At 59.3% G+C, this 13,974-nt stretch carries 10 protein-coding genes and 1 tRNA gene; 7 read left to right on the top strand and 4 right to left on the bottom strand.

Annotated elements, in window-relative coordinates; translation table 11 throughout:
- Window positions 1–115 precede the first annotated feature (115 nt).
- Together EKD03_RS09240 and EKD03_RS09235 are read right to left on the bottom strand one after the other, a co-directional pair.
- Complete coding sequence (locus EKD03_RS09240) at window positions 116–934, bottom strand: slipin family protein (RefSeq protein ID WP_129629849.1); 819 nt, start codon at window positions 932–934, stop codon at window positions 116–118.
- Between the two features lie 11 nt (window positions 935–945).
- Window positions 946–2,286, bottom strand: coding sequence for an NfeD family protein (locus EKD03_RS09235; protein ID WP_238613459.1), 1,341 nt, complete (start codon window positions 2,284–2,286; stop codon window positions 946–948).
- Window positions 2,287–2,496: 210 nt separating this feature from the next.
- Here EKD03_RS09235 and EKD03_RS09230 point away from each other — a divergent pair, with 210 nt between their 5' ends.
- The 3 genes from EKD03_RS09230 to EKD03_RS09220 all read left to right on the top strand — a co-directional run bounded on the left by EKD03_RS09230 (window position 2,497) and on the right by EKD03_RS09220 (window position 6,363).
- A complete protein-coding gene (locus tag EKD03_RS09230) occupies window positions 2,497–2,988 on the top strand; it encodes a nuclear transport factor 2 family protein (RefSeq protein ID WP_129629845.1) in 492 nt (163 codons plus the stop codon).
- Between the two features lie 207 nt (window positions 2,989–3,195).
- Window positions 3,196–5,175, top strand: coding sequence for a DUF5671 domain-containing protein (locus tag EKD03_RS09225; protein ID WP_129629843.1), 1,980 nt, complete (start codon window positions 3,196–3,198; stop codon window positions 5,173–5,175).
- A gap of 12 nt (window positions 5,176–5,187) precedes the next feature.
- Window positions 5,188–6,363 (top strand): lycopene cyclase family protein, encoded by a 1,176-nt coding sequence (locus EKD03_RS09220; protein WP_129629841.1) that lies wholly within the window; start codon window positions 5,188–5,190, stop codon window positions 6,361–6,363.
- Window positions 6,364–6,438: 75 nt separating this feature from the next.
- On the opposite strand, the gene EKD03_RS09215 is transcribed toward EKD03_RS09220, so the two are convergent.
- Entirely contained in the window at window positions 6,439–7,947 is a 1,509-nt protein-coding gene (locus tag EKD03_RS09215) for a serine hydrolase (RefSeq protein ID WP_129629839.1), read from the bottom strand.
- 41 nt (window positions 7,948–7,988) lie between these two features.
- Window positions 7,989–8,312, bottom strand: a complete 324-nt coding sequence (locus EKD03_RS09210; protein WP_129629837.1) for an ATP-dependent Clp protease adaptor ClpS — start codon at window positions 8,310–8,312, stop codon at window positions 7,989–7,991.
- Window positions 8,313–8,682: 370 nt separating this feature from the next.
- On the opposite strand from EKD03_RS09210, the gene EKD03_RS09205 reads away from it, so the two are divergent.
- The 4 genes from EKD03_RS09205 (at window position 8,683) to EKD03_RS09190 (ending at window position 13,865) form a co-directional block, all read left to right on the top strand.
- Window positions 8,683–8,767, top strand: a tRNA-Leu gene (locus EKD03_RS09205).
- Between the two features lie 78 nt (window positions 8,768–8,845).
- Window positions 8,846–11,725, top strand: a complete 2,880-nt coding sequence (gene polA, locus EKD03_RS09200; RefSeq protein ID WP_129629835.1) for a DNA polymerase I — start codon at window positions 8,846–8,848, stop codon at window positions 11,723–11,725.
- Window positions 11,726–11,782: 57 nt separating this feature from the next.
- A complete protein-coding gene (locus EKD03_RS09195) occupies window positions 11,783–12,781 on the top strand; it encodes a glycosyltransferase family 2 protein (protein ID WP_129629833.1) in 999 nt (332 codons plus the stop codon).
- An 88-nt stretch (window positions 12,782–12,869) separates the two neighbouring features.
- Window positions 12,870–13,865, top strand: a complete 996-nt coding sequence (locus tag EKD03_RS09190) for an SPFH domain-containing protein (RefSeq protein WP_129629831.1) — start codon at window positions 12,870–12,872, stop codon at window positions 13,863–13,865.
- Window positions 13,866–13,974 lie beyond the last annotated feature (109 nt).

Below are 13,974 nucleotides of genomic sequence, written 5' to 3'. Positions count from 1 at the left end.
GGTTCGGGGGCGGCTATGCCGCCCCCGAAGATCTTTTTTTGTTGTTTTTTGGCGGCTACGCCGCCAAAAAACAACAAAAACGGTGTGGCGGCTACGCCGCCACACCACATCTTACCTAATCCAAGCGCCGCGTCGGCTCGCTCTGAGGCGATTCTGGGGTTGGTTTCTCGCCCCGACTGACCGCATCCACGAAGGGACGAATCGTGTCTATCGGCAGCGGGAAGATGATCGTACTATTCTTTTCGACCGCGATCTCAGTCAGGGTTTGTAGGTAGCGCAACTGCAACGTAACCGGCTCCTTTGCGATGATGTCGGCAGCCGCAGCCAAAGCCCGCGACGCCTGAAACTCACCCTCGGCGTGGATCAGTTTAGCGCGCTTCTCGCGTTCAGCCTCGGCCTGCTTGGCCATCGCACGCTGCATGTTCTGGGGCAACTCAACATCCTTCACCTCAACAATCGTGACCTTGATGCCCCACGGTTCGGTCTGTTCGTCAATGATCTGCTGGAGTTTCTGGTTAATCTTCTCGCGCTGCGCCAGGAGTTCATCAAGTTCCATCTGTCCAACCACACTCCGCAACGTTGTCTGGGAGATCTGCATCGTAGCACGGATATAATCCATCACTTTGGTGACGGCCCAGTTGGGGTTGATCACCTGAAAGTAGAGCACCGCATTGACCTTGATCGTCACGTTATCAAGGGTGATCACCTCCTGAACTGGTACGTCCATGGTGATGACGCGGGTATCAATCCGTACCATGCGCTCAAAGATTGGGATGACCAAGAAGAGGCCAGGGCCACGGGCACCGATAAGGCGTCCGAGGCGAAAGATCACGCCGCGCTCATATTCGGGCACAATCTTGATTGCCGAGAGTAACACCATCAACACGATAAAGGCGAGCAGTGCCAAACAGGAAAGAAAGATCGCAGGACCCATCAGGAACCTCCTTATCTGCTGGCTTCGGGTGCCTCAACACGGCGCACCGTCAGCCGCAGTTCATACACGGCAGTCACTCGTACATATTCGCCCACTTCGGCTTCGCCCTCTTCACACACGGCGCGCCAGAGGGCACCTTCCACAAAGACCATTCCTTCGGGGGCGAGGCGCTTGCGCACCTCAGCCAAACGCCCGATCAGCCCCTCTTGGCCGGTGGTAACCGGCTGGTTACGCACACGCAGCACGAGGTAGAGGCCCATTGCGGCAAAGACAGCAATCAACAGAGCCACCAACAGTATCGCCCAGAAGGCCACGGCAACACCAGGGGCTTGGGCAGCATCAAAGAGCGTAAACGCACTGAGAACGAGGGTAATTAGGCCAACCACGGTGAGTGCTCCATGTGAAGGCGTAAAGAGATCAGCGGACACCAGACCAAAAGCGAATACGAGGCCGATCAGGCTGATCCAATTGACGGGCAACGCAAAGAGGCCGATCAGGCTGGCGATCAAGAGCACCGCCCCAATCCCCGACAAGACCCCCAGGGTCGGTGTGGCAAATTCGGCATAGATGGCGATCCCGGCCATGACGAGGAGTAGAAAGGCGATGGTGGGGTCGGCTACGATGAGGAGGATGGCTTCCCACAGATTGGGATCAATCGGCTGGCTACTGCGGCCCAGCGTGCGCAAGATGACCTGGCTGCCATCGGCAAGCGTGACACTGCGCCCCTCTAATGAGGTAAGCAGATCGTCCGTGTCGCGCACCACCAGATCCACTGCGGGTGGGATGAGCGCTGCGGCTTGGGCATTATTGAAGACGACGCCTTCGCGGGCGGCGCGCTCGGCCCATGCCTCATTGCGGCCCCGCTCGCGGTTCCAGGTAGCAATTTGGGTCGTGACTTCATTCAAAAAGCGCTCGCGTACCTGATCCGAGACCTGGCTGATCGGTTCGGCGAGGGGGCTGGCAACACCGAAACTGGTATCGGGAGCCATCGCCGCCAAGTGGGCCGCACTGAGTAACCACGATCCCGCCGCGCCTGCATCTGTCCCCCCCGGTGCAATATAGACCACTATCGGAACCTGGGCATTAGCCACATCCGCTGCCAACCCGCGCAGATCACGCAGCACCGCCCCCTCGCTACTCACCTCGATAATCAGCGCGTTGGCTTGGGATGCCTCGGCGGTCTGAATGGCGCGGCGCACATAGGCCACGGTGTGGCGGCTAATCACGCCTTCGAGCGTCACATGGTAGATCGGCCCTTCGGCTTGGGCCTCGGCTCTGGGCACAGCAAACAATGGGAGGAGGAGAAGAAAGAGGTAGACCGTACAGCAGATGAGTCGCCCTGTCGGTCGCATATGTCGCATCATACTCATAGGGTTGCAATCACAAAAGCGCGTTGGTCTACTCATCATACCATAGTGCAGCGCGGTATAATGGCCTTAGTAGTGTCTCCCAAGGTAAAGTTCACCTCCAGTGGGGGTTCGGGGGCGGCTGCGACGCCAAATATCTACCAAAAAAGGGGTATGGGGCATAGCCCCATCTAGATTTAGCACAGGAGCCATCCCATGAAAAAGATAGACCGCTTTCTACTGGCGATCATTGTCGGAGTGGTGGTGTTGGTCATCATTGCCCTTGCACTGGCTCTGACCCGCCAACCCCAGGGGTATATGGACGAGGCGACACCGGGGAGTATGGCCTACAACTATATCTATGCGCTCAAGCAGCATGACTACGAGCGCGCCTATAGCTACCTCTCGCCCGATCTGAAGGGCTATCCGCCCGATGTGGATGACTTTGTGGCCGATATTAGCCTCTACCGTTGGCAGTTTGAAGATACGGATCGTTCCTCAATAACCATCGAGGAGGAACGTATCAATGGCGACCGGGCTGTTATCACCCTCACCGAGACCCATTTTTATCAGAGTGGGCCATTCAGTACGCGCCCCTATAGCCAATCTTTTGAACTAACCCTGCGCCAGAGTGGGGCCACGTGGAAGTTGGCAACCGGCGAATCCTATTGGGTTCACTGTTGGAATGATGGTCGCCCGTGCAAGTAGGGGCGCGTCGTGACGCGCCCCTATACACCGCAAGCTACGCCCGTAGCGGGGGTGTGGGGGCCGCAAATCCCCACGAAAAAGAGGGTTGTGCTGGTGTGGTTGGCCGCTTTGCGGCCAACCACACCAGCACAACCATGGGTTTGGGACATAGCCCCAAACTCCAGTGCGGCAAGCCGCCTGTTCATGCAAATCTAAGGATGGAGCACCATGAGTAACATCCGACGCTGGTATATTTTACTCGTAACGACGATCAGCCTGCATGCGATTGCCTGGGCGGTGATCGCGTTACTGCGCAATGTGCTAGGAGTGTGGGGCGATCTCTCGACCGAAGGGGTCGCATTTCAGGTAGCGGTGTTGGTGATCGGACTGCCGATCTTCCTCATCCACTGGCTGTGGGCGCAACGCTTGGCGGCGGCTGATCCTGAAGAGCGCGGCGCGGCGTTGCGGCGCTTCTTTCTCTATGGGAATATGACCGCGCTGCTCGCACCGGCAGCAAGTAATCTCTTCAACCTGTTCCAAGGCTTACTCGGAATGCTGCTTGACCCGCAAGGGCGTTGGTATGGTGCTCTACGCTATATTGAGACCTCGCCATTCCAGGGGATTATGGGGCGTTTGGTGGCGTTGTTGGTGCTAGGGGCGATCTGGTTCTATTTGCGCCAAGTCGCCCAGGCTGATGCGGCGCGGGTGCCGATGGTGGGCTATGCGGCCCTCATGCAGCGCATCTACCTCTTCATCTTCGCCACGATTGGCCTCGTGCTCACCAGCGAATCACTGGCGTCGTTGCTACACTGGTTTATGCTCCAGACCGATGCAGATATGTTCGCGGTGGGGCGGATCACGCTAATTGCTCCGATTGCCTCGCTGCTGCTGGGTCTGCCGCTCTGGGTTCTCTTCTGGTATGCAGCCCAACAACGCTTTGCCAGTGGCAAGATCGAAGAACACGAGTCGGCACTGCGCAAGTTCTACCTCCATGCCGCGATCTTCTTGAGTGCCCTGGCAACGATTGGCAGTGCCAGCCTCATCCTCAACGGCATGTTACAAACCCTCTTGGGCCTGAATCCTGAGGGTGACATCCGTGATGCGCTGAGTGTGAGTCTAACCGGGATTCTGGTCTGGGTCTACCACGCCCGCGTGCTGCGCGCCGACATGACCCACATCCGCGAGGTGCCCCAACAGGCCGGGGTGCGCCGTCTCTCCTGGTACCTCGTGGCGAGCATTGGGCTGAGCGCCAGCCTCTCTGGTATGACCGGGCTGATTAGTGTGGTGATCCGGGCGATCAGTGGGAGTGCGTTTGGCGATCCGCTGCGTGAGCAGGTTGCTTGGTCGTTAGCCGCGCTGATCGCCGGTCTGCCAGTCTGGATCATCATCTGGCGGCGGGCGCAGGGCTTGGCTGAGGTGGATGGAGAGGTCGGCGATGGCGAGCGCGGTTCACTGGTGCGGCGAATCTATCTGTATGGCTTCCTCTTCATTGCCACGCTCACGATCTTGAGCAGTCTGATCTATATTGTCTATCAGATCCTGCGCCTCATTCTGGGTGAACCAACCCCATCAGGCTTGGGAACCAGTATTGCCCATGCGGTGGCCTTCAGCCTAATCGCCAGTGGGGTACTCCTCTACCACGGCATGATCCTGCGTGCCGAGGGCCAACGCCGCAGTTCCATGCAAGCCCAGCGTGAAGCGACACTGCGGGTGATGATCCTCGATATGGACGACGGCCACTTTGGGCGCGCACTGCGCGAACGCCTGGGGCATGAATTACCGAGCCTGAACCTCATGACCATTGGGCTGACCCCAGTCGCCAGCGCGACACTGAATGCCATCCCAGATCCACGCGGCGTAACCGCCCAACTCGCCGAGGTCGGGCTGATCATCGCTCCCTGGCAAGCCGCCTTGGCCCAAGCGGGCAATAGCGAGGTAGCGCAAGCCGTTGCCGCCAGCCCAGCCCACAAACTCCTGATCCCCAAACCGGCCACGGGTTGGGATTGGGTCGGGGCCAATGTGTGGCATGATGAAGAAGATGCCCTCAAGGCGGTTGTAGGTGCAGTACGTCAGGTGCTCAATGGCGACCCGGTGCGCCCACTGAATGAGACCTCGCCCATAAACATCTTGGGTGCCATTGTCGGGGTGATCGTGGTATTCTTCCTGCTGATGTTCATCATCTCGGCCATCTTCAGTAGCTTGTTTTAATATGGATTGCGCATGAATACCCATTTCGACTACATTATCGCCGGGGGCGGTGCCGCAGGGCTGAGCCTCGTTTACCATCTCGATCTGGCTGGGTTAGGTGATCGGCGGGTGCTGCTGATCGATCAGGTACGGAAGGAACAGAATGACCGTACTTGGTGTTTCTGGGAGACGGAGCCGGGGCCATTTGAGGCGGTGGTGGCGAAACGCTGGCCCTACCTCTGGTTCCACGGCGATACGGGTTCACGGCGCTTGGCGATTGCGCCCTATACCTACAAACTCATCCAGGGCGGCGATTTCTACCGCTTTATGGATGATCACTTAGCCCAACGCCCCACCGTCACTCGCCTCCACGGACGGGTTGAGGCGCTACGCGAAGACCCGGACGGGGGGATGCATGTGCAGGTTGATGGCCAGATCTTCCACGGACGCTGGGGCTTCAACAGTATCGCCACCCTCGCGCCGACCCCACCCGGCCATTCCGCGTGGCTCCAACACTTTAAGGGTTGGGTGATCCGTACCGATAGCCCCGTCTTTGACCCCGAAGCAGCCACGTTTATGGATTTTCGGGTTGAGCAAGGCGATGATGTGCGCTTTGTCTACGTGTTGCCCTACGATACCCACACCGCCTTGATCGAGGATACCTACTTTTCACCTGGGGTGCTACCCCAAGAGGTCTACGATGCGGGATTGCGCCACTACATCCGTGAGTGGCTGGGGGTGGAACACTACGCCATCGAGCATGTCGAATATGGGGTGATCCCCATGACTGACGCGCCCTTCAGTATGCGCCTCAGCCCGCACATCATGAATATCGGGACAGCGGGCGGCATGACCAAAGCCTCGACAGGCTACACCTTCCAGCGCATTCAGCGTCAATCGCAGCGGATTGTGCGCCAACTGTGCGCTACCGAGCAACCCTTCTATACTGATCTAGGGGTTAGTCGCCACGCCTTGATGGATAGTGTCTTGCTGAATGTGCTCGACAACCGGCGCGAGCGCGGGAAGACCTTCTTCCAGCAACTCTTCCGCCGCAACCAAGCCCAGCGGGTGTTGCGCTTTTTGGATGAGGAGAGCACCCTGCTGGATGAACTGAGTCTGATGGGGACGGTGAATATTCCCGCGTTTATGGCCGCATCGTTCGATGTGATGAGCCGACGGGCAATGGCGTTATTAGTCGGGTGGGCGTAACCGTAGAGACGCAAGATTTTGCGTAACCGTAGAGACGCAAGATTTTGCGTCTCTACGGTGCCCCCGATGGATACGTTAATCCGCCGGGGTGTCCAGCGTGTCAGGATCGAGGAGGATCGGGTTGTAGGCCGTGTAGGCCAACCGCGAGAAGGCCGCCACTACGGGGGCCATCATCTCATCGGGCCACATGTAGGCATCGCCGGTCAGCTTTTTATAGACATAGACCGCCAGCACATAATCGCCAGCGGGCGTGCGTACAATCCCAGCATCGGCCTGCATATCCTCGATCCAGCCACTCTTATGTTCAACCCGCGTGCCACGCGGTACCCCGGCCACCATGCGAGTCTTATCGGCGTTGGTGGCGAGGCGGTCGAGCATCTCCTGGCAACGCTCCGGCGTGAGCAGGTCGAACTTCTCTAGCAACACGCCTTCATCATTGGCGCAGGCATCAATCGCCTTATAGACCTGTGCAATCGAATAGGGAGTAGCCCGCAAGGTGGTGCCGGTCTCGGTATAGGGTGGATCGCCCACCGGGTCCTTCGGACCACGCTTATATTTGATGTTATTTTGGCGAATATAATCTATCGCCTCGTAGGGAATATAGAGGTAGAGATTCTCTAAACCGAGGTCATCAGCCAACATAGCGCTCATCTGCTCGGCACCAGTAAAGGCAATCTCGGTACCGGTTCCTCCGGCTGCCGCTGAGAGCAAGTGGTTGGCCGAGATATTATCGCTATACTTGATCATCTCGCCGAGCCAGAACTCTTGCTTCTCGGTAAACTGCTTGAGGTTGATGTAGGCATTCAGCATGATCGCCACCTTGATCGTGCTGGCCCCCGCAAAGACGGTTGTATCGTGAAAGCGTAGCTCCTCGCCCGTCGCCAGATCATAGAGGTGGAAGCCGATCACCCCGTCCCACTCCTCGGCCATCGCCTCGACCTCAGCCAACAGCCGTTCCGCGTCCACCTGTGGAGGGGTCGGATCACTGATCAGTGTCAGGCGGATCGTACTAGGCGGCTCGGCGCGCTGCAATTGGCGCGTCACCTCAGCCAGCGCGGCATCCACATCGAGGATCATGCCGGGGGTATAGCCAAAACTGTGCGAGATGGTCTTCGTCTCCGAGATGACGTGGATCGCGGCAGGGACGGCGACCTCTTCAGCCAGATCGCTCAGTTGGGTGCGCAGCGCCTCGGTATCGAGATCGCCCGTGCGCGCCACTTCCACCGGTTGCTCACGCCCCAAGCCGGCTTCCGCCGCCGCCAGCAGATCATCCACGGCGGGCGTCAGACCAATCTCGGACGGATCAAGGCTCACACGCACATCTCCCGCTTGCAGTGTGATCGATGCTGGCTCGGTGAGCAACGCGACGAGTTGCTCACGGGCAGCCTCGCGGGTCAGGCCGCCCACATCAACCCCAGCTAACCGCGAACCAGCCGCAAAGACCGGCAAGGGAGTAGGGCTAGGCGGGGTGGTAGCAGTCGGTACAGGCGAAGGTGTGGGGGCAACCGCAGCAGCAGGCGTACAGGCGGCAAGGACAAACAGCCCAAGCAGGAGTAATGCGGCAATACGTGGCCGGGTATTCATTTGCACTCCGGGGGATGAACGAATAAACAACCAACAAGAACTTAGACATCCGGCTCAAGGTAGAAGGTGAGTGGATAGCCCTCTTCACGCGCAACCGTGTGCGCACTATAAACCCGTTCCTGAGCCTCTTCAAAGGGCATAGTTGTGACCAACGCCCGCCCCTGGTTATGGGCGACCAACATCACCTGCATGGCATCATCCAGCGCCAAACCGAAGAAGAGGCGCAATACCATGACCACAAAATCCATCGGGGTGACATCGTCATTCTCGACGATCACCCGGTAGGGTTTTTCCAGATCCTCGCGGTTGGCGACAATAAAGGTAAGATCGGGTATGACGCGAATATCGGGATTTGGGGTAGACATCGCTCATTCCCATAATGTTAACCAGTAGAAAGCGCTCACGGCGGCTAGTATAGCATATCTCCCGGCAGGGGCGAAGCATCGCTTCTCCATGTCTCCATGTGGTCGGCGAACCCGAACGAGGTTGGCAGGCGATGCTTCGCCCCTACGGAATGCCTGACGGCGGGAACCGGTAGGGGCGAAGCATCGCCTGCCAGATGGCCGGAGGAAACCCCAACCATGTTGGCGGGCGATGCTTCGCCCCTACGGGATGCCTGGGTGCGCATGCATGTTGGTTGCCCAGGAATGTTCGATAAAAATTTGCCAGCGGTATCAACGTTACATCACCCGATCTTGCACGACTCCCAAGCCCATGCTATACTCCGCAAGCAGTGGGGACGTGGCGGAATTGGCAGACGCGCATGACTTAGGATCATGTGCCGCAAGGCGTGCGGGTTCAACTCCCGCCGTCCCCACCACCTGCCCGCATCTCCCTCCACCACCGCGCCGCTTCACGATCCCCCCCGACCTATCTTGTTGCTCGCAGGAGCTGACTCATGTCCCATGCGCATCGTCTCGTGCTGGTTGATGGCCACGCCCTCGCCTTTCGCGCCTTCCACGCCCTGAAAGAATCCAATCTGCGCTCTTCACGCGGCGAACCGACCTACGCGGTCTATGGGTTTGCCCAGATCTTGCTGAGCATGATCCAGGAGCAGCAGCCCGCCTACGTGGTGATCGCCTTTGATGTGGGCCGTACCTTCCGCGATGATCTCTACGCCGAGTATAAGGCTGGGCGCGCCGAGACGCCGGAGGAGTTCCCCCCCCAACTCGCACGCATCCAGGAGTTGTGCCGCGCCCTCAATATTCCCATTGCGACTGCCGAGGGCTTCGAGGCGGATGATGTGATCGGCACGCTCGCCCGTCAGGCCAGTGCGGAAGGGTTGGAGACGTTGATCCTCACCGGCGATACCGATGCGCTCCAGTTGGTGAATGCGCAGGTGCGGGTGATCCTGGCCAATCCCTATGGCCAGAAGACCACCACCACGATCTATGATGAAGCCAAGGTGCGCGAGCGCTACCAGGGGTTGGGGCCGCAGCAGTTGGCCGATCTGCGCGGGCTGAAGGGCGATGCCTCCGATAATATCCCCGGTGTGCGCGGGATTGGTGAGAAGGGCGCGATAACGCTGCTCAATCAGTTCGGGACGGTCGAGAATCTCTTTGATCACCTCGGTGAGGTGCCGAAGCGCTACCAGAAGCCGCTCGATGGCCAGCGCGAGGCGGCGCTCTTCAGCAAGCAACTGGCCACGATTGTGTGTGATGCGCCGGTGCAGTTGGATGTCGCCGCCGCTGCTATCCACGATTATGACCGCGCTACGGTGGTGCGCCTGTTCCAAGAACTTGAGTTCGGGGCTAGTTCGGGCCTGATGAAGAAGCTGCCGGGAGGCGCGGTTGAACCAGCCCCACCAACCCCAAGCTCCACCCCGCTCCCGCTCTTTGCGGTGGAACTCCCGGCCAACCTATCCGCCTCCAACGCCCCCACCCAACTCGGTCTCTTCGGTGATGAGCCTCCGGCCCCTCCGTTGCCCCCCCGAACCGCCCTGGGGGCGTATCGGGCGATCACCACAAGCGCCGCGTTGGCCGATCTGGCCCAGGCATTAACCCAGGCATCCGGCTTTGCCTTCGATACCGAGACGAGTGGCTTGCGCCCCTTCGCCAGCGAGATGTGCGGAATCTCGATTGCGATCAGCCCCGGCAGCGCCGTCTATGTGCCGTGTGGCCATGCCACTGGCCCGCAGGTTGGGGTGGAAGAAGTGGTGGCCGCGCTTGGCCCCTTCTTTGCCGACCCCAACAAACCAAAGTATGCCCATAACGCCAAGTTCGATCTTGAGGTCTTGCTGGGGGTGGGGATTGCGGTGCAGGGGTTGGCCTTCGATACCATGATCGCCGCCGCGCTGCTCGGCAAACGCGCCGGGCTGAAGGATCTGGCCTTCTACGAACTGCTGCTGCCCGAACCGATGACCCCGATTGAGGATCTGATTGGGCGCGGCAGCAAGCAGATCAGCTTCGCGCAGGTGCCGATTGACCACGCCACCCCCTATGCGGCGGCTGATGCCGATATGACCCTGCGCCTGGTGCATGCGCTCGAACCGCAACTTAGTGCCTTGCCCAAGCTGCACGATCTCTATCGGCGCTTGGAGTTGCCGCTGATTAGCGTGCTGGTAGAGATGGAACAGGCCGGGATTGCGCTCGATAAGCCCTATATCGAACAGCTCGGCCAGCGCATGGGCACGCGCATTGGCACGATTGAGCAAGAGATCCATCAGATCGCGGGCGGGCCGTTCAATATTAACTCCAGCGACCAACTGAGTGATATTCTGTTTGGCAAGATCGGCCTCTCGACCGAGGGCGTTGAACGGACTGCCAAGACCAAAAAGTACTCGATCACCGCCGACACACTGGAGCGGCTGCGCGAACGCGATACGAGTGGCATCTGTGAGCGACTGCTGGAGTATCGGCGGCTCACGAAGCTGAAGAGTACCTACGTGGACGCCCTGCCCGCACTGGTCAACCCGCGCACCGGGCGGGTTCACACCACCTACAACCAGGTTGGTGCGGCCACCGGGCGGCTCAGTTCCAACGACCCCAACCTGCAAAATATCCCCGTGCGTACCCAGGAGGGGCGTGAAATCCGGCGCGGCTTTGTGGCCGCACCCGGCCACCGCTTCATCGCCGCCGACTACTCGCAGATTGAGTTGCGCGTGCTGGCCTACATCACCAAAGACCCCAACCTCGTGCGCGCCTTCCAGGAGGGCCAGGACATCCACGCCGCCACCGCCGCGCAACTCTTCGGGGTAGCGATAGATCAGGTGGACAAAGAGCAGCGCCGGATTGCCAAGACGGTCGTCTTTGGGGTGATCTATGGCATCAGCGCGTTTGGCCTCGCCCAACGCACCGAACTAGGGCGTAGCGATGCCCAGGCGCTGATTGACAACCTCTTTGCGCGCTTCCCCGGTATCCGCGACTACATCAACCACACCTTGGAACAGGGCCGCACCAGTGGAGTCGTCCAGACCATCTTCGGGCGCCAGCGCGCCATGCCGGAGTTGCAGAGCCGGGGGCCACGCCGCGCCGCCGCCGAGCGCGAGGCGATCAACGCGCCCATCCAAGGCACCGCCGCCGACATCATGAAGATCGCCATGATCAAGATGGCACGCGCCCTCAGCGAACAGAACCTGCGCACCCGCCTGCTACTCCAGGTGCATGACGAACTCATCCTCGAAGCCCCCGAAGAAGAAGTGGCGCTGGTGAGCACCCTGGTACGCGACGTGATGGCCGGTGCCTATAGCCTGCAATGGCACGACCAAGAAGGCCGACACCACCACGTCCCGCTAGGGGTAGATGTGGAGATCGGACCAAACTGGGAAGAGATGGGGTAGGAGTCTGAATTTCTGGTATTCTATGGGTGACAGACACAGCCAATAGTGCGAGGTTCTATGGCCTACCAGCAACCCACCATCTCGGTGGTCGCACCAGTCTATAACGAAGAGCAACTCATTGAGGAGTTCTGCCAGCGCGTGAGTACCGCGCTTGAGCCACTCAACGAACCCTTTGAGATCGTGCTTGTGAATGACGGCAGCCGTGATCGTTCGCCCCTGCTGATGCGCGAGATCCACAGCCGTGACCCGCGTGTCAAAGTGGTCTACTTCTCCAAAAACTTCGGCCACCAACTCGCCATCACCGCCGGCACCGACTACGCCCAGGGGCAAGCCGTCGTCGTAATCGACTCGGATCTGCAAGATCCGCCGGAGGTCATCCCCGAACTGATCGCCAAGTGGCGCGAGGGCTACGAGGTCGTCTATGCGGTGCGCAGCGAGCGCGAGGGCGAGACCTGGTTCAAGACCTTTACGGCGGCACTCTTCTACCGCCTGATCGTCAAGATCACCAACGTCAACATCCCAGTGGATACCGGCGACTTCCGGCTAATGGATCGGCGGGTAGTCAATGCACTGGCGCGCATCCGCGAACACCACCGCTTTATGCGCGGGCTATCGGTGTGGGTCGGGTTTCGGCAGGCGGGTGTGAGCTACAAGCGCCACGCCCGCAAAGCCGGAGACACCAAATACCCACTGCGCAAGATGCTCAAGTTTGCCTTGGACGGGATCACCAGCTTTAGTTACCTGCCGCTCCAGATGGCCACCTACCTCGGCTTCATCACCGCCGGGTTAAGCCTCGCCTTTCTGATCGCGGTCGTGATCATGCGGCTGCTCTACAGTGGCGAACCAGCCGACTCGGCCTTCTATGGGCAAGCCAGCACCCTGGCCATGGTGCTCTTTCTGGGTGCAGTCCAACTCGTATCTATCGGCATCATCGGTGAATATGTGGGCCGCATCTACGATGAAGTCAAGGGCCGCCCGCTCTATATCGTCTCGGATGCGTTGGGCTTCGAGGATGAACAGCCCTATGCGCTGCGCGAGAAACGCGAGAAATTGTGAAACATTGCGCGGGAAAGCGACGTATAGTATGGTAGTGGTGTGGGATGTGCGACATCACATATAGGTAAGAGAACAACGAGGTTACACCATGTCACAACGTCCAGCAGCACCCCGTGGGGGCAGTGTCGGTTCGCGGGCCAGCCTAGTGGTCGGGTTAGTGGTGATCTTCGCCATCGTCGGAGCCGGGCTGAGCACGATGAAGTACGAGCAGGTTGACGAGGGCGAACGCGGGATCATCATCACTCAGGGGCGAGTCGAGGGTATTCAGGAACCGGGACTCTTCTTCCGCCCCTTTGCGCCCTTCACCAGCATTTCAGTGGTGAATGTGCGTCGCCAGACCCGCCAAGCCTCGCAGAACGTAGCCAGTAGCGACAAGCAACTCTATGACATCGAGATCCAGGTGGACTACAGCCGCTTGACCAGCCCGGAGGCGCTACGGGCGGCATACGGTGAGATCGGGGTGAGCGATGATCAGCTCAATGCGTTCCTTGATGGCTTCATCAACGATGCGCTGAAGAGTGCCAGCACCCAGTTCACCCTCGACCAAGCCCTCTCGGATCGTGGCAGTTTTGCGGATCGCATCCGCCAGTTCCTCACCACCCCGCCCGGTGATGGCCAGCGTCCGCCAGTGGAGCAACTCTATGTGCGCCTCGAAGCCGTCAAGGTGCTCGACATCCAAGTCGGCGAAGCCTACGCCCAACTGCTGGCCGAGAAGGCCAACCTAGAGGTGCAGATCGAGACCGAAGAGAAGCGCCGTCAGCAGATCGAGGCTGAACAGTCCAATGATCTCTTCCAGGCCGAACAGGAAGCCACCGTCGCCCTGACCCGTGAGAAGGGCCGTACCGCCGCTGCCCTTGAGGCCGCCAGCCGTGATGCCCAGGTGCGGGCGATTGAGGGCAAGTACTGGCGCGAGAACCCCGAACTCTTTGAGCTGCGCAAGCGCGAACTGATGGTCGAGATGCTCAAGAATGGCAACATGTGGTTCATAGACCCCAATACCGATCTGACCCTGCTGCTCAACCAACTGACCGACAGTGCCGCGAATACAGTGGTTCCCGTACCAACCCCGAACGATCAGCCATAACATTTACGAGCAACGACAACACGGAGGAGGCGCATAGAGCGCCTCCTCTTTTTTATCTTGATAAATATATCAGGTTTTTAACTATTTTTGAATATCAATAACTTTTGGA

Source organism: Candidatus Oscillochloris fontis (assembly GCF_004138135.1).
In the GTDB taxonomy this organism is placed as follows: Bacteria; Chloroflexota; Chloroflexia; order Chloroflexales; family Chloroflexaceae; genus Oscillochloris; species Oscillochloris fontis.
This window is presented reverse-complemented; position numbering and strand designations above follow the sequence as displayed.